This is a genomic window from Hymenobacter setariae (genome assembly GCF_007713685.1).
Taxonomy (GTDB): domain Bacteria; phylum Bacteroidota; class Bacteroidia; order Cytophagales; family Hymenobacteraceae; genus Hymenobacter; species Hymenobacter setariae.
Window position 1 is genome coordinate 682,471 of sequence record NZ_VMRJ01000004.1, and the last position, 20,684, is coordinate 703,154.

General features: G+C 60.1%; 20 protein-coding genes. 10 read left to right on the forward strand and 10 right to left on the reverse strand.

The genetic code is table 11. The features are described 5' to 3' along the window. Positions 1-21: 21 nt before the first annotated feature. The gene (gene mgrA / locus FNT36_RS17775) at positions 22-1,017 is read right to left on the reverse strand and encodes an L-glyceraldehyde 3-phosphate reductase (RefSeq protein ID WP_144850418.1); all 996 of its coding nucleotides are present in this window, start codon (positions 1,015-1,017) and stop codon (positions 22-24) included. Positions 1,018-1,172: 155 nt separating this feature from the next. On the opposite strand from mgrA, the gene FNT36_RS17780 reads away from it, so the two are divergent. Together FNT36_RS17780 and FNT36_RS17785 are read left to right on the forward strand one after the other, a co-directional pair. Then, complete coding sequence (locus FNT36_RS17780; protein WP_233636023.1) at positions 1,173-3,155, forward strand: CocE/NonD family hydrolase; 1,983 nt, start codon at positions 1,173-1,175, stop codon at positions 3,153-3,155. Positions 3,156-3,270: 115 nt separating this feature from the next. Beyond that, positions 3,271-3,849 carry a cupin domain-containing protein gene (locus FNT36_RS17785; protein ID WP_144850419.1) on the forward strand — a complete coding sequence of 193 codons (579 nt, stop codon included), beginning with the start codon at positions 3,271-3,273 and terminating at the stop codon, positions 3,847-3,849. A gap of 145 nt (positions 3,850-3,994) precedes the next feature. Here the strand turns inward: FNT36_RS17785 and FNT36_RS17790 are convergent, their stop codons facing one another. The 6 genes from FNT36_RS17790 to FNT36_RS17815 form a co-directional block, all read right to left on the reverse strand. Further along, positions 3,995-4,381, reverse strand: a complete 387-nt coding sequence (locus FNT36_RS17790) for a nuclear transport factor 2 family protein (RefSeq protein WP_144850421.1) — start codon at positions 4,379-4,381, stop codon at positions 3,995-3,997. Positions 4,382-4,445: 64 nt separating this feature from the next. Further along, complete coding sequence (locus tag FNT36_RS17795; protein ID WP_144850423.1) at positions 4,446-6,173, reverse strand: ATP-binding protein; 1,728 nt, start codon at positions 6,171-6,173, stop codon at positions 4,446-4,448. Positions 6,174-6,179: 6 nt separating this feature from the next. Then, positions 6,180-6,509 (reverse strand): circadian clock KaiB family protein, encoded by a 330-nt coding sequence (locus tag FNT36_RS17800; protein ID WP_144850425.1) that lies wholly within the window; start codon positions 6,507-6,509, stop codon positions 6,180-6,182. An 11-nt stretch (positions 6,510-6,520) separates the two neighbouring features. After that, positions 6,521-6,838, reverse strand: a complete 318-nt coding sequence (locus FNT36_RS17805) for a circadian clock KaiB family protein (protein ID WP_233636024.1) — start codon at positions 6,836-6,838, stop codon at positions 6,521-6,523. A 30-nt stretch (positions 6,839-6,868) separates the two neighbouring features. Further along, a complete protein-coding gene (gene kaiC / locus FNT36_RS17810; protein ID WP_144850430.1) occupies positions 6,869-8,605 on the reverse strand; it encodes a circadian clock protein KaiC in 1,737 nt (578 codons plus the stop codon). 69 nt (positions 8,606-8,674) lie between these two features. Beyond that, a complete protein-coding gene (locus tag FNT36_RS17815; protein ID WP_144850432.1) occupies positions 8,675-9,292 on the reverse strand; it encodes a sce7726 family protein in 618 nt (205 codons plus the stop codon). Positions 9,293-9,421: 129 nt separating this feature from the next. Between FNT36_RS17815 and FNT36_RS17820 the strand changes: the two genes are divergently transcribed. Both FNT36_RS17820 and FNT36_RS17825 read left to right on the forward strand, forming a co-directional pair. Next, positions 9,422-9,784, forward strand: coding sequence for a group III truncated hemoglobin (locus FNT36_RS17820; RefSeq protein ID WP_144850434.1), 363 nt, complete (start codon positions 9,422-9,424; stop codon positions 9,782-9,784). Between the two features lie 100 nt (positions 9,785-9,884). Then, complete coding sequence (locus tag FNT36_RS17825; protein ID WP_144850436.1) at positions 9,885-10,367, forward strand: DinB family protein; 483 nt, start codon at positions 9,885-9,887, stop codon at positions 10,365-10,367. 87 nt (positions 10,368-10,454) lie between these two features. Here the strand turns inward: FNT36_RS17825 and FNT36_RS17830 are convergent, their stop codons facing one another. Together FNT36_RS17830 and FNT36_RS17835 are read right to left on the reverse strand one after the other, a co-directional pair. Further along, complete coding sequence (locus tag FNT36_RS17830; RefSeq protein WP_144850438.1) at positions 10,455-12,269, reverse strand: alpha/beta fold hydrolase; 1,815 nt, start codon at positions 12,267-12,269, stop codon at positions 10,455-10,457. A gap of 135 nt (positions 12,270-12,404) precedes the next feature. Further along, on the reverse strand, positions 12,405-13,268 hold the full coding sequence (locus FNT36_RS17835; RefSeq protein ID WP_144850440.1) for a helix-turn-helix transcriptional regulator: 864 nt from the start codon (positions 13,266-13,268) through the stop codon (positions 12,405-12,407). A gap of 196 nt (positions 13,269-13,464) precedes the next feature. Between FNT36_RS17835 and FNT36_RS17840 the strand changes: the two genes are divergently transcribed. The 5 genes from FNT36_RS17840 (at position 13,465) to FNT36_RS17860 (ending at position 18,889) form a co-directional block, all read left to right on the forward strand. Then, the gene (locus FNT36_RS17840) at positions 13,465-14,154 is read left to right on the forward strand and encodes a hypothetical protein (protein WP_144850442.1); all 690 of its coding nucleotides are present in this window, start codon (positions 13,465-13,467) and stop codon (positions 14,152-14,154) included. 189 nt (positions 14,155-14,343) lie between these two features. After that, positions 14,344-15,021 carry a hypothetical protein gene (locus tag FNT36_RS17845; protein WP_144850444.1) on the forward strand — a complete coding sequence of 226 codons (678 nt, stop codon included), beginning with the start codon at positions 14,344-14,346 and terminating at the stop codon, positions 15,019-15,021. Between the two features lie 20 nt (positions 15,022-15,041). Continuing rightward, positions 15,042-16,034, forward strand: coding sequence for a hypothetical protein (locus tag FNT36_RS17850; RefSeq protein WP_144850446.1), 993 nt, complete (start codon positions 15,042-15,044; stop codon positions 16,032-16,034). Positions 16,035-16,193: 159 nt separating this feature from the next. Continuing rightward, positions 16,194-17,972: an OmpA family protein gene (locus FNT36_RS17855; protein WP_144850448.1), complete on the forward strand. Its 1,779-nt coding sequence runs from the start codon at positions 16,194-16,196 to the stop codon at positions 17,970-17,972. Positions 17,973-18,115: 143 nt separating this feature from the next. Beyond that, positions 18,116-18,889 (forward strand): ABC transporter permease, encoded by a 774-nt coding sequence (locus FNT36_RS17860; RefSeq protein WP_144850450.1) that lies wholly within the window; start codon positions 18,116-18,118, stop codon positions 18,887-18,889. 126 nt (positions 18,890-19,015) lie between these two features. Here FNT36_RS17860 and FNT36_RS17865 read toward each other — a convergent pair whose 3' ends face one another. Further along, positions 19,016-19,612, reverse strand: coding sequence for a transposase (locus tag FNT36_RS17865; protein ID WP_233636025.1), 597 nt, complete (start codon positions 19,610-19,612; stop codon positions 19,016-19,018). Between the two features lie 160 nt (positions 19,613-19,772). Here FNT36_RS17865 and FNT36_RS17870 point away from each other — a divergent pair, with 160 nt between their 5' ends. After that, a complete protein-coding gene (locus FNT36_RS17870; protein ID WP_144850452.1) occupies positions 19,773-20,606 on the forward strand; it encodes an ATP-binding cassette domain-containing protein in 834 nt (277 codons plus the stop codon). Positions 20,607-20,684: the final 78 nt, after the last annotated feature.

Here is a 20,684-nt window from a genome sequence, read left to right on the forward strand (position 1 = left end):
GTGGGGTATGCGGCTGCCGAGCTACGCCAGAATAGCGTCGATACGCGCTAGCTCTTCGCCACTAAACTGATGATTAGCCACGGCGCCTACGGCGTCGGTGACTTGCTGCGGCTTGCTGGCTCCAATGATGACCGAGGTCATGCGCGGGTCTTTCAGCACCCAGGCCACCGCCATTTGGGCCAGCGACTGGCCGCGCTGCTGGGCCAGTTCGTTGAGTTGCCGAGCTTTAGCAATGTTCTCGGGGTTGAGCTGGCCTTCCTCGATGGCGCCATTACCTAGGCGGCGCGCGGCGCGCGAGTCGGCCGGCACACCTTGCAAGTATTTGTCAGTGAGCACTCCTTGAGCCAAGGACGAGAAGGCAATGCATCCTACACCTTCGTCGGCCAGCGCGTCGAGCAAGCCTTCTTCGGGCGTGCGCACTAGCAGCGAGTACTTGGGTTGGTGAATGACGCAGGGCGTACCTAGGTCGCGCAGAATAGCGCAGGCGCGGCGGGTCTCGTCGGGCGAGTAGCTGCTCAAGCCCACGTACAGCGCCTTGCCCTGGCGCACCAGTGCGTCGAGGGCGCCCATGCTTTCTTCGAGCGGTGTTTCGGGGTCGGGGCGGTGGTGGTAATAGATGTCCACGTAGTCGAGGCCCATGCGGCGCAGGCTCTGGTCGAGGCTGGCCACTAGGTACTTGCGCGAGCCGCCATCGCCGTAGGGGCCGGGCCACATGCCGTAGCCAGCCTTGGTCGAGATGATAAGCTCGTCGCGGTGCGCCCGGAAGTCATCCTTATACAAGCGGCTAAACGTTTCTTCGGCAGCCCCGGCAGGCGGGCCGTAGTTGTTGGCTAGGTCGAAGTGCGTGATACCGGCGTCGAAGGCCGTACGCAAGATGGCGCGGCAGTTACCGAGGGCGTCTACTTCGCCGAAGTTTTGCCACAGGCCCACCGAAATGGCGGGTAGCTGCAAGCCGCTGCGGCCGCTGCGGCGGTATTCCATTGTTTCGTAGCGGGCGGGGTTGGGGATGTAAGACATGGAAACGAGTGTGAGAGTGACCTAGGGCCTCTGAAAACGGCGGCTATCGTAGCTACCGCCCCTACAGCGCCCTAGGAATGATGCGAAGCTACTGCCTAGCCGTAGCCCAAACCCGGCGGCAGGCGCTACTTTACGGCCCCTAAGCTTTTTTAGTCATGTTCCGCCTTCTGCTGCTCGCCGGTTTTGCCGGTACCACGCTTAGCGCTGCCGCGCAAACTACCCCGCCCACCCGCGCCCAAGACTCGCTGTTTGTGCGCCAAAACTACCGCAAGCTCGACCGCCAGATTACGATGCGCGACGGGGTGAAACTTTACACCATTCTCTACGTGCCGCAGGATGCCGACAAGGCGCACCCCTACCCCATTATTATGGAGCGCACGCCCTACTCGGCGGGCCCGCGCGGCGAAAGCAACTACCCCCTGCGCGGCCCCGGCCCCAGCCGCGAACTCAGCCAGGAGAAGTACATCTTTGTGTATCAGGATGTGCGCGGGCGCTACCTCAGCGAGGGCCAGTTTGAGGAAGTGACGCCCGCCCTACCGGCTGCCGCGCTCGGCAAGCCGCGCCGCGCTGGCACCAGCACCACGCCCCACGACGAAAGCACCGACACCTATGACACTATCGAGTGGCTGCTCAAAAGCGTGCCCGGCAACAATGGTAAGGTCGGTATTATGGGCATTTCTTATCCCGGATTTTACGCTACGGCCAGCCTACCCGGCGCCCATCCCGCCTTAAAAGCTGTGTCGCCACAAGCGCCGGTAACGGATGAATTTATCGGCGATGATGCCCGGCACAACGGCGCGTTTTTCCTGCTCGATAATTTCGATTTTACCAACTACTTCGACGCGCCACGGCCGCAGCCTGTGGCTAAGTACGACGAGCTGTTCGACCTCAAAATCACTGACGCCTACCAGTTCTTCCTGAAGCTCGGGCCTATTAAAAACGCTAATGCGCCGCAGTACTTCAACAACCGCGCCCGCATCTGGAACGAGTACTTACAGCACGACACCTACGATGCTTACTGGCAGGCGCGCAACATCCGAAAGCACCTCACCGACGTGCGCCCGGCCGTGCTCACGGTGGGCGGCTGGTACGATGCTGAGGACCTTTACGGCGCCCTGCACACCTACCAGGCCATCGAAAAGCAAAACCCCAAAGCCACCAACCGCCTCATAATGGGGCCCTGGACCCACGGCGCCTGGAGCCGCCCCGACTGGAGCAAATTTGGCCCCTACGACTTCGGCCAAAACACCGCTCAGCACTACCGCCAAACGCTGGAAACGCCGTTTTTCAATTATTACCTCAAAGGCAAAGGCACGTTTGGCGCGGCCGAAGCAACCTTGTTTGATACGGGCCTGAACCAGTGGAAGGACTATCCGACTTGGCCGCCTAGGGCGGCGGAGAGTCGTCCGTTTTATCTTCAGCCCAATGGCTTTCTTTATGGAGTAGCGGCAGGGCAACCTGCACCTTATCAAAAGCAGTCGCACTTTCAAATAACTCGCACGCAAACTGCTGATTCGCCAACGTCGCCAACTTTCGACGAATACATCAGCGACCCGGCCCACCCGGTGCCGTACACTGCCAGCATGCAGGCCGGGCGCAACAATGAGTACATGATTGAGGACCAGCGCTTCGCCGCCCAGCGGCCCGATGTATTGACTTACCAAACCGAGCCGCTCACCGAAGACCTCACCGTGGCCGGCCCCCTAGGTATCGACCTCTGGGTGAGCACCTCGGGCACCGATGCCGACTTTGTGGTGAAGCTCATTGACGTGCTGCCCGACGACACCCCCAACCCAACGCCCAATCCCCAGCGCCTGACCCTAGGTGGCACGCAGCGTCTGGTGCGAGGCGATGTGTTTCGCGGGCGCTTCCGCAATAGCTTTGAGAAGCCCGAGGCCTTCCAGCCCAACGTACCCACGGAGGTAAGATATGAGCTAAACGACGTGCTGCACACCTTTAAGAAAGGCCACCGCCTGCTGGTGCAGGTGCAAAGCACCTGGTTCCCGCTCGTCGACCGCAACCCCCAGCAGTTCGTCAACATCTCCACAGCCGGTGAGGGCGACTTCAAGCAGGCGACTATCCGGATTTACCACGAGCCGGGGCATGCTTCGTCGGTGCAGCTGCCAGTGCTGAAGTAAGCTAGTTTTAAAGTCAAAGTACCGCTCATTGTTGCGCGGACTTTGTAGTTCGCGTCTGGCTGCCCGCTTACGCACGCGGACTACAAAGTCCGCGCAACCGCGTATAAGGCACCCTATGAAACGGCGTGCTTTTCTTCCACTACTCGGGGTGGCGCCCTGGGGCCTAGCCGCCGCAGTCCGCTCTCCCTTCCGCCTCATGCAGCCCGAGCAGCTTCACTTTCAAGACGACGGTATCATTCCGAATAATGTCTACCCTCTGCTGGTATACCGGCAGGCTTTCACGACCCGCGATGCAGCTGGGGCCGCGTGGCTAGAGCAGCACTTCGCCGCCAATAACTGGACCAACTCCTGGCGCAATGGCGTCTACAATTTTCACCACTACCACAGCACTTCGCACGAAGTACTGGGCGTGTACGCTGGCACAGCACTACTGCACCTAGGCGGTGAAAAAGGCCAAAAAGTAACTGTACAAGCCGGTGATATCCTCGTAATTCCGGCCGGCGTTGGCCACAAGGACCTCGGCAGCACCGACCTAGGTATTGTGGGGGCCTACCCCGATGGCCGCTCCTGGGACGTGAACCGTGGCCTGCCCGGCGAGCGCCCCAAAACAGATAAGAACATTGCTGCCCTACCCCGCCCCACCACCGACCCCTACCTAGGGAAGGCCGGCGGCCTGCTCACTACTTGGCGGTAGATAGCTACTAATACTACACCCCACAAACGACTGTCATGCTGAGCTTACGAAGCATCTTATCAGGTCAGAACCTTGTGTGATAAGATGCTTCGCAAGCTCAGCATGACAGTCGTTTGTGGGGTGTGTTGGGTAATTATCCTTTCTCCTAGGTGGCCTGTTTCTGCGCGTGCCACAGCACTAGCTGCCAGCCGGTTGTATCGGTTTTGATATATACCACCACGTACTTGATGCGGGTGTGGGCAGGCTGGCCGTCGGCGCCGGGCCCTAGGTCAATTTGGATGAGGCCATTGACCACGGCCGTGCGGTCGTCGTTGTAGGCGCGCACGGTCAGGTCTTCGATGTCTACTCGGTCGTAGCGGCTCTGGCCGGTGCGAATAGACTCGAGGTAGCTCGTTTTGCTGTCCTGGTGGCCGTTGGAATGGGTGTAGATGAGGTCGTCGGCAAAAATCTTTTCCAGGGTCGGGAAGTCTTTGCTCACTTGCGCGTCGAAGCGCTGGCGTTCGAGCTGCTCAATGGTTTGGGCAGTGGTCATAAAGAGGCGTGCTAACTAGGATGAGAGAAAACAGCCCGGCAGTGGGCTGGCCACAAAGGTGGGCCTAGTGCGGGAAGTACACCGTGAAGGTCGAGCCCACCCCCAGCTCACTGCTTACTTCAATACGCCCGCCGATATTCTCCACCATGCGCTTCACCATGTAAAGCCCGATGCCCGAACCCTCCACGTGGTCGTGCAGCCGCTGAAACATGCCAAACAGCTTGCGTTGTCCAGCCTCGCTGATACCTAGGCCGTTATCCTGCACCTCTAGCAGCACGTAGTGTTCGGTGCAGTGGGCGCGCACTTTCACTAGCGGCGGCCGCTCGGGGGCGCGGTACTTCACGGCGTTGCTGAGCAGGTTATACACCACCGAGCGCAGGTTTTTTTCCGAAAAGGCAATGGGCGGGCAGTCCGCCACCTCTACTTCGAGCTGCGCCCCCACCGAGTTGGTCAGCGGCTCTAGGTCGAGTAGCACGTCTTGAACTACCGTGGCCAGGTGCACTTGCTCGGTGATGGGGCTATGCTCGCGCTGTAGCTTGCTCACGTCGGTGAGGTGGTCGATGGTGCGCTTAAAGCGTTCCACCGAGTCTTGCATCAGGTTCAGGATGAACGCAATTTGGCTCGCTGGCTCGGGCTCGCTGGGGGCAGCGGAGTCGGGCAATTCACTGCGCAAGGCCTGCACCAAGCCCTCAATGTTGGTGATGGGCGCCCGCAAATCGTGCGAAGCGGTATAAATAAAGTTGTCGAGGTCCACGTTGACCCGGGTCAGCGCCTCGTTGTTGTCGCGCAGCATCTGCTGCGCCTGGTCTACACGCTCGAGCGCCAGTCGGTGCTCGTTGATGTCGGTGAAGGTACCAATCCATTGGCTGATAGCACCTTCTTTTGTGTGCAGCGCACGGCCCCGGCCTAGCATCCAGCGGTATTCGCCGGCCTCGTTGCGCAGGCGGCATTCTATATCAAGTGGGAGGCCAGTAGTCAGGCTTTGCCGCCAGCGCTGCATACTCGCTTCGTAGTCGTCGGGGTGCACACGCGAGGTAATGGGCGTTTCCGGGTTGGGCTCCACATCACCCACATAGTCGAACCAACGCTGGTTGAGGTACGAATTTCTACCTTCTGGTGTAGCCGTCCAGGCTATTTGCGGAATGCCTTCCAGCAAGCGCTGAGCCTGCGCCGCTGCTTGCTCCACGGCTAGGCGCGCCGCCTGCTGGCGCACCAATTCCTCGTTTTTGAGGTCGATAAGGGTGTTTTGCTTGGCCACCACGGCCCGGATATTCTCAATCTGCTGTTGCGCCGATACATCCGTCACTAGCACAGCTAGGGCCGGCGCTCCGTTAAAGGGCAGCACATTCATCGAGACCGAGCAGGGCTTCAAAGCTCCTTCCCTCGTTTGCAGGGGCAGCTCGCCCCGCACCCGGCCCGCCCAGCCCTTGGCTACCACGTCCGCCCAATATTCTTGAAAGGCCGCGGGCACAAAGCTACTGACCGTAGTGCCCAGCATCTCCTCCAGTGGGCAGTGCAGCAGCTCGGCCAGCGCCTCGTTGCAGTACAGCACCATGCCATCGGAGCTGAGTAGCAGGGCGCCCTCGTTCATTTGCTCTACCAGCATGCGGTAGCTCTGGTCGGCGCCCTCTAGCGTGAAGATGCGCGGCCCGTCGGCGCCCTGAATAGCCAGGGCATCGACGGCCCCGGTGCGCACGGCCACAATGAGCTCTTCGGCCTCGTGCAGCTGCTGGCGCAGCTCTTCGTTTTCGCGCGCCAGCGCGGTAGCATCCAAAGAACCGGGCTCAGCCATGACAGATTAGGTTGCGCTTCCCGGCTGGGGCACGCCGAGCGAAATTAGTACCGCCGCCCGGTTAGACAAGTCGCCTACCAGCTGCCGCCTAGGTAGCGGGCGCTGCCGCACCAGGGTAGGTGCGGCCACTATCTGCTCTTGCCGGGCTAGCAGTGGCTGCTGGTAAATGTCGATGATGAGCAGTTCGTAGCGCCCAGCCAAGTATGTTTCGCAGATTTCTTTGATGTTGCGCACGGCGCGCAGCGAGTTGGGCGTGGCCCCCGTGATATACAAGTGCAATACGTAGTCGGCCTCGGGCGGAGACGAGGCGGGTAGCTCAGAAGTAGAGTCGGTCATTTACGGGCGGCTTAGCGGTCGCCGCGCGAGCGGATATCCAACCCCACCAGCACCTTTTCTTCATTCGACAGGTCGCCGATGATTTTGCGGATGGGCTCGGGCACTTTGCGCACCAGCGTCGGGATGGCCAAAATTTGGTCGCCCTCGGCTAACTGCGGATTTTGCAGCAAATCAATTACTTCTATCGTATAACAATCCACTAAATGCTGCTCGCAGTAGCGCTTCAGGTTGGCCAAGGCCATTACCGATTTGCTGGTCTGGCCGGCCACGTACAAGCGTAGCTCCCAAGACTTGGGGCTAGCGGGGGTGGCAGCAGAAGCTTCCCTCATATCCATCATAATTTCTCTTGTACGGGCTACCTAGGCCGGGCGTTGAGGTTCAGCGGCTGGGCGCCTGTTGTTGAGGTCGTGCGTGGCGGCACTACGCGCTTGACTTATAGCATTTTGAAGCGAAGATTCTTCGTCATTTACTTGTCGCAACTCTTCTTCGACCGACTCAAACTCGGTGCGCAAGTTGGCAATGGTAGCTTCGAGCACCCGGCGCTTGCGCTCGAGCTCGCGGTCTTTGCGAGCTATTTCTTGCTCTTGGGCCGTGAGCTGGGCCTGCTCCTGAATGCGCTGGGTGAGGCGGCTGGCCCCAGTAATGATGCCCAGCGGCCCGATAACGACATCGAGCAGCTGAATGCCCGTGTCGGTGACCAAAAACTCGCGCACTTGGTTGGAGTGCGACATTCCGCGCGCTTTCAGGATACTCAGCCCCCGGTTGCGCTCGCCAATGCCCTCTAGGTCGCGCACCGAAATCCAGGTATCGACCAAAGACGATACGCCTTCTTCGGTCATTTCCATGCGTCCGTCGCGGCCGCTTACCAAGGCAGTAAAAAGGGCGGTGATATTGCTAACCTTCAAGAAGTCAATGAGCCGCGTGAGCATACTCCGCACTTCGCTTAGGCTACCTACCGATATTAGATTGCTGATAGGGTCGATAACGACACACTGGGGCTGGTACTCTTTGATGAGCTTGTGCACCGTCACGAGGTGGCGCTCCAAGCCATTGAGCGTAGGGCGCGACGCTTCAATGTGAAGTAGCCCTTTATCGAGATGGGGCTGTAGGTCGAGACCAACTGCTCGCATGTTGCGAATGAGCTGGGCCGGCGATTCTTCGAAGGCAAAGTACAGGCAGCGCTCGCCGCGGCGGCAGGCTTCGAGGGCGAAGGACGCAGCCAGCGTGGTTTTGGCGGTGCCCGCCGTGCCCGTAATCAAGATGCTGCTGCCCTTGTACCAGCCCCGGCGCGTGAACATCTCATCGAGGCCCGGTACGCCCGACGAAATTATTTCGTTCGACACCGTGTGCTCGAGCTTGAGCGAGGTAATGGGCAGCACCGAAAAGCCGTCTTCGGTGATGAGGTAAGGATACTCGTTGGTGCCGTGGGTAGTGCCGCGGTACTTCACGATGCGCAGGCGGCGGGTCGTGATTTGGTCAATCACCCGGTTGTCGAGCAAAATCACGCAGTCCGACACGTACTCCTCTAGGCCCTGGCGCGTGAGCGAGCCTTCGCCGCGCTCGGCGGTGATAACGGTCGTCACGCCCTTGTCCTTGAGCCAACGGAACAAGCGGCGAATTTCGGAGCGCAGCACGGCCTCGTTGGGGAAGCCCGAGAACAGCGCCTCGATGGTATCGAGCATCACGCGCTTGGCCCCGATGGTGTCGATGGCGTACCCTAGGCGGATAAATAGACCTTCTAGGTCATACTCGCCGGTTTCTTCGATTTCGGAGCGGTCGATGTGCACATGGTCGACGCGCAGCTTCTTATCGTCCTGCATGGCCTTGAGGTCGAAGCCCAGCGAGGTTACGTTGGCGGCTAGCTCGTCGGCCGTTTCCTCAAAGGTCATGAGCACGCCCGGCTCGTCGTAGTCTAGGATGCCGCGCACCAGAAACTCGATGCCAAACAGGGTTTTGCCGCAGCCGGCGCTGCCGCACACCAGCGTGGGGCGGCCCAGCGGCAGGCCGCCTTCCGTAATCTCGTCCAGCCCTTCAATGCCGGTGGGGGCCTTGGGCAGCTGGGGTAGCGCGGTGGGCGCTAGCTTGTACTCGTGCATGCTATAGGTAGGAATAGCTAGTTTTTTCCGAAAGTTACGCCACTATCCACGCCCCAGGTGCTGCTCAGCTTAGCGCTGCTTGGCTCGCGCAGCCCGCCGCTGCCGAATACCGGCCAGGCGCTCGCGCTCGGCCTTGCGCACTTCGCGCAGCGCCAGCCGCTCGGGCAGCCGCGCCATCAGGCGCTCGCGCACGTACTGCGCCAGGCTCGACAGCGAGATGGTGTGCGTAGTGCGCAGGTAGTGGGCAATTTCGCGCTGGCGCAGGGTGCTGGCCCCAGCCAAGCCCCTCGCTAACAGGAACTGTTTGATTTCCTCGACCCACAGCAGCGCTGCCAGCGGGGCGCGCTGCACGGTGGCATTGTAGCCGGCTGGGCGGTGCTGGCGCAGCCCTAGGTCGTCGGCCGGGGCCACCAGCACGCCCACCCACTCGGGCAGGCGCGGCAGCAGCTTGGGCAGGTGCTTTTCGGTGACGACGAAGGTGACAAAATCATAGACCTCGGCGTAGCAGCGCAGCTGGTTTTCGACGCGCTGCAAGGTGTCACCGTCGCCCTTCACCTCGTAGCCGTGCATGAAAGCCTCGGTGATGTGCACCACATCGGCGCGGGTGGTGCCGGTGGGCAGCTCGTCGATAACCACGCCCCCTACTAATGAGGGGTAGAGCCGGGCGCGGATTTCGGGGTCATTCATGGGGCAATGGCGCAACTTGCAAAGAGCGTAGCCAACTTTATGGGCTGTGTTTGTTTGAATACACTCAGCTAAACGCGAACTACAAAGTTGGCCACGCCCTTTGCAAGTCGCGCTATCATGCTATAACCTATGCCCGATATCACCACCGAAGACGATATTAAAACGCTGGTCGACGGCTTCTACGCCCGCGCCTTGGCCGACCCGCTGCTCAAGCCGGTGTTTGTCGATTTTGCGCACATCGACCTCAGCCACCACCTGCCGCAGCTCTACGATTTCTGGAGCGGCATCTTGCTAGGCACCAGCCGCTACCGGGGCTTTCCGATGCGCAAGCATTTCCCACTGCCCCTCACCATCGACCACTTCGGGCGCTGGCTCGAGTTGTTTCACGAAACCGTGGACGCGCACTTCGAGGGGCCCACGGCCGACACCGCCAAGCGCCACTCGCTGCACGTGGGCCGCGTGTTTGCGGGCCGCCTAGGTCTGCTAGAATAAATGAGGCGTACCATAGACCCTGGGGGTCTACACGTGCGTAGAATGCACATAATCACCATCCACTCGCGGACCCGTAGGGCCCACGGTACCCCTGTCTGATATGGACCAGCCAACCCGCGTCGCGCTCGTTGCCGAGCTTACCGCCCTGCTTACCGCCGGCAATGCCCACGCCACCTTTGAGCAAGCCATTGCCGAGTTGCCGCCATCCCTGCGCAACCAAGCTGTGCCCGAGGTGCCTTACACCATCTGGCACTTGGTCGAGCACCTGCGCATTGCGCAAGCCGATATCCTAGCGTTTTGCCTCAACCCCAACTACGTGGCCCCCGAGTGGCCCGCCAGCTACTGGCCCGATAAAACGAAACCCGTTGACGAAGCCGGCTGGCAAGCTGCCCTAGCGGCCATTCGGCAAGACCAGCAGCAGTTTATAGAGCTGCTCGAAAACCCTGCTACTGACCTCTTCAAGCCCCTAGCGCACGGTGATGGGCAGAATATTTTCCGCGAAGCGCTGCTTATCGGCGACCACAATGCCTACCACACAGGGGAAATTATTTTGCTTAGAAGAATTTTGGGAGTTTGGCACTAGGTGCCTGTTTTAGCAGAAAACGCCTGTCATGCTTCGGCAAACCAAGCATGACAGGCGTTTTCTGCTAGCACTCAACTAAGCGCTGGGCTATTTCAAGAAGTCTAGCACAGCCGCTACTACCAGCTCGGGCTTTTCCTCAAACATATAGTGGCCACTATCGAGTAGGCCGATGACCTGCGCGCCGGGCGCCATTGCGGGCATACTCTGCCGCATGTTTTCGTAGGATACGTAGCTGCCAATGCCCAGCACGGGCATGGTGAGCGGTGTGTAGGCGTTGGCGTCGGCCATATCCTGCCCTAGGGCCTGGTACCAGCCATTGGCCGCCCGAATGCTCTCGGGCTCATTGTAAGCGGCGGCGTACACGGCCCGGTCGAAGGCCGACATTTTGCTCTCATCGAGCATCACGTAGGCAAAGAGGTAGTCGAGCAGATACTGGAAGCGGCCGGCCAATAGCTTTTCGGGCAGACCTTTTACTTGGTTGAAAGCCATCCACCACACGTAGGGCTGGTGGGCGTCCATTTTGGCCTCGAAGGCGCCGGGTGCGGGCAGCAGCGACATATAGCGCATGCCGTCGCTAGGGTGCGCACCATCGGCCAAGATGAGCTTTTCGGTCGCTTCGGGGTAGTTGAAGGCGAAGCTGGCCGCCACCATGCCGCCAATGTCGTGCCCTAGTAGCGACACCTTAGGCAGCCCTAGGTGCTGCATCAGGGCGTAAATGTCCTGCGCCATCGTCTTCTTGTCGTAGCCGGTGGCGGGCTTATCGGAGCTACCCATACCCCGGATATCGACAATGATAACGCGGTAACGCTCAGCCAGCGCCGGGGCTACGGGGTAGAAGGAATACCACGTTTGGGGCCAGCCGGGCAGGCACACCAGCGGCTGGCCGCTGCCGCCCTCCACGTAGTGCAGGCGCACGCCATTTACGGTGGCGTAGTGGTTGGTGAAGCCGGGCAGCTTCTTAATTAGCTCGGCATCGGTGTACGCTGCCTCAGAATTGGGCGTCGCGGCGGCTTCGCTGGGCGCGGCCAGCACTGCCTGGGCGTTGGTCCACGTCAGGCCAGTGTAGCGGCTGTTATCCAAGGGATTGTTCTGCACGCTGAACATACTGAGCAGGTATTGCATCTGCTGCCAGCTGGCGTAGAGTTCGTGCTCGCCGGCTGGGTTAGCAGTACGGGCCTGCTGGATGTGCGTGGCAAAGTCGGCCCGAGAGCCTAGGCGCACTACCTCGAAGTGCCCACGGCCCGCCGCTTCGGCCGCGGCAGCCAGCTCGCGGGGGCTCAGCTGAAAGCTAGCGATGCGCAGCCACCTAGGCGAGTCTGCATCTAGCGCCGCGGCAGCCGTGAAGGCGGCCGTATCGTCGATGGTGGTAAAGTCGATTTTCCAATCGGCATCTTCCCAGTAGCCCACCTGCTGCCGCTTGAAGTCGAGCAGCGGGATATTGTAAGTCAGCACCTCGGCAAAGGCTCCGTTGAGGATAGATGTAGCCGCGATGGCCGCCTGGTCGAGGTGTGCCTGAAACTCACGTCGCAAGTCAAAATTGCGGTTCAGGCCTGCGGCTTGCTGGGTATAGTCGCTGCAAAAGTCAGACGGGACGAAACGGGGTACCCCGGCTGCCACGGCCGCCGCGAGCAGCACCGATTGGGTATCTACAATGACCTCGCGCAGGCCGGCCAGGGCCGACACCACGCACCCAGCCCCGATGCAGGCCTGTGTGAGGGCTGCCACATCGGCTAGGTCTACAGGCCTGACATCTACGCCGAGCTGAGTTAGGTCGGCGATTTTAGTCGGGTCGGTTTGAGGCCGCACTAGAGCGCGCACGGTAGCTCCGCGCTGGAGCAGGGCTTCGATAATGAGGCGGCCTAGGTTGCCGGTGCCGCCTGCCACTACGATAGGGAGGTTCATAAGAAGTTGATTTAGGGAGGATGTAGCAGCTAACTGCTGCTGATTTGCGTGCTGCAAAATTCCTCCCCGACATCCCCCTAGGTCCGCCCAATTCTTGCTCGTTTCTTACGAATCCTTGCTCTTTTGCCCGGCCCCCTACCCGCGCTGAAACTCACGCGGGCTCTGGCCCACTACTCGCTTGAAAGCTGCCGCGAAGTGCGCCGGCGAGGCAAAGCCCAGCGCATCGCTGATGGCCGCCACTGGCAGCTCGCCGGCCCGTAGCAGCTGGCGGGCGCGGGTTATTTTCCAGTCGAGCACGTACTGGTAGGGCGTGCGGCCGGTAGTGTGCTTGAAGCGGCGGGCAAAGTGGAACACGCTCAGATTAGCCAAATCGGCTAGCGCCGCCAGCGTGATGGGCTGCTCGGCCGTGGCCTCTATATAAGCATCTATGCGCGCCAGCACCGCATTGGGCAGCCGGGCGCTGTCATTGGCAATGCGCCGCTCGAAAGTGGCGTAGTGCGTGATAAGGTGCAGGCTCAGGGCCGTGGTTAGCGACTCGGCGTAGAGCTGCCCTAGGGCGTGCCCAGCCCCGGTGGCAGTCAGCAGCTGCCGCCCTAGGTGGGTCAGCAGGCCATCTTCTAGCCGAAACTGGTCGCGCAGGGCGAAGTAGCTAAGGTCGAGCCCTTGGCGGGCGCGGTTTTCCAACAGTTGAGGGTTCAGGTGCAGGTGGATGACATCAGCGGGCCCGTCCCAAGCCAGCGGGCCGTACTCACCAGCTGGGTACAGGCCACCATCACCAAAATGAAAAAGGTCCTCTTCCACCCTACTCCCGCTGCGGCGGCGCGAGCGCAAGGGCTGCTGGCCCTGATGCAGCAGCAGCAGGTGCTCGGCGTGCGCGTGGGCGGGCACCTGCATAGCATCAAGCTGGTAGCGCTCTACCCGCAGTTCGGGCTGCGGCGGATTGATTTCCACGGCCGGGCGGCCGTAGAGCGCGGCGGTGTTGGGGTGCAGAGCAATCATAACTAGGTAGTGTAACGCCAACTACAGCGACTTGTTTATGGCGCCGTTGGGCCTATTGCGGCTGGCCTCCTATCTATTACAAAGGTTGTCCATCCCTCTAGCAAATGGCTGACTGCTCAATTTTTATTAATCTGATACTGCAACGCTTAATCGTCAAAATGGCACTTACTTGCAGTACGCTTTCTTTCCCATAGCTATGTTCCTCTTTCGCCTTACTTTAGGTACACTATTATTAGGCTCCTCCTTCGCGGGCTACGCCCAAACTACTGACCCGGCAGCCGCGCTACGTTTCTATGGTGGCCTAGGGGTATATAGTAGCTCTCATCAGGATTTAGGCAGTTGGGGCAATGGCGCCCGCATACCAGTACAGGCCTTAGTAGGTTACCAACTGCGGCCACGGCTGGCGGTGCAACTAGGAGTGGTCTACAGCGGCAATCGCTCTACTTACGATGGCCAAAATGGTTACTACAATAATGGAATCCCTGTCGCCTATTCAGTTGGCAGCTACTCAGAACGCAGCACTACTACTTCGCTGCTGGCCCGCTATACTCTCACGCGAAAGCTCGAGCATCGCTTTCAAGCAGACCTGCTTGGTGGGGCAAAGTTCGAATACAGCGCTTATAACGATAAAGGCACTTACTTCGATAATCGCCCAGCTACTCCCAGCGCTACACCTTTTGACTACACCTCTACTTATAAAAGTGCGCTCCTGAGCCTAGGCCCTAGCCTACGCTACCGCGTAGTTTCACGCCTAGATGTAGTGTACGACCTCACTTTTGACCTACCTATACTTGGCGGCAACTACAGCAATAGTATTTATAGTCCCAGACCTCGCCTACAAGCCACAATGGCCCTAGGTCTGCGCTACCGCTTCGGCCGAGGCTAAATCACCCCACCGGTTTTTCATTTCAGCAAAAACCGGCTTTCCATTTTGAAAAAATAACGTCCCGTTCGGCCCCGTGCCGGACGGGATTTTTTATTTAGCAATTTGATATAAAGCACATTACATAGAATATCTAAGCCATTCCTCCGAGTCGGCATCAGTCTTGGCATTAGGTACACATCAATCACCTACATGCTCCTACCGACAATGGCTATTCTGGATAATCTGGCTAAGGGCGTCAAGGACTTCTTCGTCGAAGAAGGCCACGCCGCTCCCGCCGCAACGGCTGCCGCCCGGCCGCTGCCTGCTGCCCCCGCTCCGGCGCTGGCCAACCTGGCACCCGGCCAGGCACAGCCCGAGCAGCGCCACCTCGACCACATTGCCCAGCTTTTGGCCGGCGACGGGCACGACTTCCACGCCTTTACCAAAATGGTAAAGAGCCTTGCGGCCAGCGGCCTCAGCGGCCCGCTGCTCTACCAAACGGCCTTCAACGCCTTTTCGGCCGTGACCGGGCTCGACCTCCCTACCCTGCTCACCTCGGCCGACGCACTCACCCAAAAGCTGGTCGACGACCGCGCCAAAGTGCAGGCGCACCACCGCGAAAAAACCGGCGAAACTGTGCCGCTCAAAGGCGCCCCTAGCGTCCTGGCCCAGCTCCGCAACCAAGAGGCCCAGCTGCAAGCCGATGTGGCCGCCCTCAGCAAGCAGCTCACCGACAAGAGCCAGCAGCTGCAAGACACCCAGCAGCAGCTTCAACAGGAAAGCACCAAAGCCCAGGCCGCCCTCGCCAGCTACGAGCTGGCCAATGCTGCGGCCATGGCCGAATTGCAAGTGCATCAACAAGCCACTAAGTCATTTCTCATCAAGTAACTAAACCGTCTTTCTGAATTATGAAAACTCTTCTTTCCACCGACCTCAACCCGAGCCTGCCCAAGTGGCAGCGGCCTGAGAAAGTAGCCGGCGCCTTCGTGATGGTCGGCGCGGCCGGCGCGGGCGTGTACTACTGGGGCCAAATTGTGCCCTACCTCGTTGACATCGTGTTTGATAGCGTGAAGCTCGGCATCGGCCTAGGGGCGCTGTTCCTGCTGTTTTTGCTGGGCACCAACAAGCGGATTCAAACCGGGCTCTGGTACGCCGGGCAGCGGGTGCTGCGGACGCTGGCGGGCATTTTCGTGAACACCGACCCCATCGGCATCATGGAGGACTACATCTCGAACACCGAGAAGGAGGCCCGCCAGATGGAAGGCGAAATCGGCCACATCGAGGGTGCCCACGAGCTGGTGAAGCGCAAGCTCGCCGCCAACGAGCAGCAAATGAAAGAGTACCTGGCCCTGGCCGACTCGGCCACCCGTCAAAACGAAAAGGACGCCGCCGAAGCCTACGCCAGTCGCGCCGCCCAAATTCTGGATTACAACCAGCGCCTCCAGCCGATGGCTACCACCACCGCCAACGTGACCGTGGTAATGCGCCAAATCCTGAAAGCCGCCCTGCGCCAGATTGACGGCAGCAAGTTCAAAGTCGGCCTCTTGAAAGACGAATACGAGCTCGTGAAACGCACCAGCTCGGGCATGCGCGCCGCCATGAACATCCTGCGCGGCGACCCCGATAAGAAGTACTTCTTCGACCTCGCCACCGACCGCGTGGCCCAAGACATGGCCCAGCAATTAGGCCAAATCAAGCAGGCCATGCGCTACTCGCAGGAGTTCGTGAAGGAGATGGACATCCAGAACGGCGTGATGAGCGAGAAAGGCCAGCGCCTGCTCGACCGCTACCAGAAAGGCGATTTCAACGCCCTCATGGACAGCACCAAAACCCCCGTTTCCACTTCTGTAGCCGCCACTAAACAACGCTCCGATGATGCCTATTCTAGCCTGCTTGATTAGTGGCCTGCTGGCCCTGCTACTCTGCGCCGTGCTACTGTAGCACCTGCTGTACCGTGGACCCTGCGGGTCCGCGAGTTAAATGGCCTAAAGGCTCAACATCTTTCTTTTTAAACTATTCACTCGCGGACCCGCAGGGTCCACGGTACACTACCCTCCCCCATGACAACGCGCGGTAAAATCGTATTGGGCGTCATCTTTTTCGCCCTCGCCTACTTTGGCATTAATAAGCTGGTCGCCAGCAACCGATTCTTCAAAAAAGCCGATACCCAATCGGTTCTTCTCAGCTCCATCGAGCTACCCGCCTCTGCCAGCGGCAACCGCGCTACCCTAGTGGTGCCGCTGGCCCCGCTGCCCGGTACGGCCCCCGCCGAAAACGGCACCGCCGTGGTGTGGGAAGTGATGGCCTGGAACAGCCAGATGGCCGGCATGCTCGCCAACGGTGGCCCCCGCACCACCCAGGGCTCGGCCCTGGCTGCCAATGGTGTGGACATGCAGATAGTGCGCCAGGACGACGTATCAAAAATGCAGGCCGACCTCGTGAAAAACGCCCTCGACCTGCAAAGCAACCCCAACACGCCGGGCCTGATTGTGAGCATCATGGGCGACGGGCTGCCCGCTTTCTCGGCCGTGCAGAGCCAGCTCGAAAAGGCTGGTACGCAGCTCCAAATCATCCCCTACTCGGTGGGCAAAAGCTTTGGCGAAGACAAGCTGATGGGCCCGAAAGAGTGGCTCGACAACCCCAAAGCGGCCCTAGGTAAGACCATTGCCTGCTACCTGCGCGATGGCGACCAGAACATCGCCCTGAAATGGTGCGCCGACAACGGCCTAAAGGTCAATCCCGACGAAACCACCTACGACCCCGAAGCCGTGAACTTCATGGCCGCCAGCGACTTTCTGGTGGCCGCCGAGAAGTACATCACCGGCAAGCCCGAAAGCCGCCAAAAAGTGGTAAGCGGCCACAGCACCGGCGTGAGCGTGGACGTAGCCGCCGACGCCGTAGCCACCTGGACGCCCGGCGACGTGAACATCGCCAAGCAAAAAGGCGGCCTCGTCAACATCGTGAGCACCAAGGACTATAGCAACCAGATGCCCAATATCATGGTGACCACCAAGCGCTGGTACGACGCCCACCAAAAAGCCGTTAAAGGCCTAATAACCGCCTTTGCCGTGGCCGGCGACCAGGTGAAAAGCCACCCCGAAGCCTTGCAGCGCGCCGCCGACGTATCGGCCCAGGTGTACGCCGACCAAGATAAGCCCGCCGCCTACTGGCTGAAGTACTACAAAGGCACCAGCGAGGCCGACCGCACCGGCAACGTAGTGGAGCTAGGTGGCAGCAAAGCCTTCAACTTCAGCGACAACCTGACGCTATTCGGCCTCGATAACGGCGGCACCAACATCTACGCCGCCGTGTACAAAACCTTCGGCGACGTGCAAAGCCGCCTCTACCCCAAAGAGCTACCCACCTACGTGCCCCTAGCCAACATGCTCGACCTGACGCTGCTGAAGCAGCTGCAAGCCCAGTATAAAGGCAAAACCCTGGCCCCGGCCGAAACCCAGCACTTCACCGCCGATGATGAAATCCGCCGCAGCGTGAGCAAGCGCGCCTGGAACATCGAGTTTAACACCGGCCAGAGCACCTTCACCCCTGCCGCCCAGCGCGAGCTCAGCCAGCTCTTCGACGACCTCGTAGTAGCCGGCCGCCTCAAAGTGGCCGTGCACGGCTACACCGACAACACCGGCCTGCCCGCCGCCAACCAACAACTTTCTGAGGCTCGCGCCGAAGCCGTAGCCCATTGGCTCGAAGCCAAAAGCGCCAGTGCCTTCCCCGCCGGCCGCGTGCAAGTGTACGCCCACGGTGCCGCCGAGCCAGTAGCCTCCAATGCTACCGAGGCCGGCAAAGCCCAAAACCGCCGCGTGGAAGTGGTGCTGGGCAACTAGTTGCGCGGACTTTGTAGTCCGCGAACGAGCGCCAGCGAGTATAGGCGGTCACTTTTTCCAGAACCCTTTTCCCCAACCTACGAGCGCAGCCGACATTCACTCGCTGCGCTCGTACGCGGACTACAAAGTCCGCGCAACAGGCTATGAACTCGCTTTTCATCCCCAATGCCCACCCGCATCGCGCCACGTTCGCGGCGCTGGTAGCGGCCCAGGTTTTCCTGCTGCTGGCTATCTGGCTGTTCTACCCGCTCCAGATTTTTCCGCGCCTTGGCGAGGTCCTAGGTGCGCTGGGCAGCCTCATCAGCAGCCAAGGGCTGCTGCAAGAGTTGTGGGCCAGCCTCACCACGGCGTGGCAGGCGCTGGGCATCGCCACGGTGCTGGCGCTGCTGATTTCGTACCTCACGGCGCTGCCGTTTTTCCGGCCGCTGGCGTTTGCGGCCTCCAAGCTGCGGTATCTCACTCTCACGGGGCTCACGTTTTTTATGGCGCTGATGCTCAGCTCAGGGCACCAGGTGAAGCTGACGGTGTTGGTGTTTGGGGCCACGGTGTACCTCGTCACGGGCATGACGCAGGTTATCCTGGGTACCACGCAGGAGGAACTGGACCACGCCCGCACCCTAGGGCTAGGCGAGTGGGGCAGCTTTTGGGAAGTAGTGGTGCGCGGCAAGCTCCCCGACATGCTCGAAGTCGTCCGCCAGAATTTCGCCATTATCTGGACCTTGATAACGCTGGTCGAAACGCTCTATCAATCGGAAGGCGGCATCGGGCTGCTGCTGTACAAACAGAACCGCTACCTGCATTTGGATGGAGTTTTGGCGATTCAACTCGTGATTTTGGCCCTAGGGGTGGCGCAGGACTATGCGTTTGAGGGGATTAGAAGAGTGTTTTTTCCTTACGCGGGCTTAGGTGCGGCGTAAGAATGTACCGTGGACCCTGCGGGTCCGCGCGTGGTAGCACCCGACTGTACACAGGTGGACTTTGATAAGCAGGGTAATTACCATCCGGGTGCTACCACGCGCGGACCCGCAGGGTCCACGGTACAGTTACTTCATGTAAGAATAGGGCCACTGCTCCCAGTTATCAACTAGCCCAGCCTTTACCGGATTTTCTAATACATAAGATATTATCCGCTCCAGCTCTCCATTGCGCACCACGTGGTCGTAGCTCTCGGCTTGCCAAAAAGCCCCTGTACGGCCTAATAGCTTATTGGCCTGAGTAGCCGTGTAGCTTTTTAGGCGCTGCAACGTTTTAATGAGCGGCGGTGCCTCGGGTAGCAGCAATACGACCATATGCAGATGATTCGGCATCAGGCAATAGCTCAGCAAGTCGTAGCCCCGGCCGCCATCGAAGTAGTGGAGCGACTGCACGACCAAAGCAGCAATGTCGGGCTGCCGGAGCCAAGTAGGGCCAAAGTCGGCGCTGTCCAGTGTGCGGTCGAAACGCCCAAAATACCTTTTCCGCTCGGCATACAATTGCTCCGGCGTGATATCAGCTCTATTGGTGAGTAGCGCAGCTTCTTCGTGTAGCTGCGCTACTACCTGCCGGGGCAAGGTATCGGCTAGCCGGAAGGTGAGAAAAATAGCCTCGCCGGGTGGCAAGCGGTGCGGCAGCCGCCGCTCATACTGAATCAAATTGCTCACTCCGCAAGATAAAGCCACACCGAGGTGTACCGTGGACCCTGCGGGTCCGCGCGTATCAATTTTCGTTAAAGCGCGTGGGTTTGGCATCATTGACTTCTCTTTTTCAATCTTTTCACGCGCGGACCCGCAGGGTCCACGGTACACCCCAGCACACCTCCCCATGACCGCCCTTCCTTATCAATACAAATCACCGCTGCTCACCCTCGACCACGTGTCGATGCGCTACGGCAATGACCTTATTCTGCGCGACCTCAATGCCCAGGTGCTCGACGTGATTCGGCCCGGCATGAGCCAGGGGCAGGTGGTGGGCATTTATGGGCGCTCGGGCATCGGCAAGTCGGTGCTGTGCCGACTGCTGGCGGGGCTCGCGGCCCCGAGCACCGGCACCGTGCTAGTGGGCGAGGCGCAGGAGCCCGTGCAGGCCGGCATGGTGGGCTACGTGCAGCAGCGCTACCCGCTGTTCAACCACTACTCCTTGCGCGACAACCTCTTGCTGGCCGCTCGCCGCCACCACGACGCGGCTGAGGCCAAGGTGCGGGTCGAGAATTACCTAGGGCGCTTTGGGCTGGGGGCGCACGCGGGCAAGTACCCGGCACACCTCTCGGGCGGGCAGCGGCAGCGGGCGGCCATTGCGCAACAGCTGCTGTGCTCCGAGCATTTGATATTGCTCGATGAGCCGTTTTCGGGCCTCGATGTGGCGATGATTGATGAGGTCAAGAAAATCATTGTGGAGGTCACCACGATGGACGAGCTGAATACCGTACTCATCGTGAGCCACGACATTGCCACCACCACTGCCCTCGCCGACCGCCTTTGGCTGCTGGCCCCCGAGCGCAGCCCCGACACCGGCCAGCTGTTGCCCGGCGCCACCCTCAGCCCCCGCCACCAATACAACCTGGCCCAACTCGGCTTGGCCTGGCACCCCGATGTGGAGAGCGAGCCCGAATTTGCCCAGTTCGTAGCCGAACTGAAGGACGAGATACGGGGGAGCTAAGAAGTGTACCGTGGACCCTGCGGGTCCGCGCGTGGGTAGTTACTCTGTGAGCTACTCACGCGCAGACAAATAGGGCGC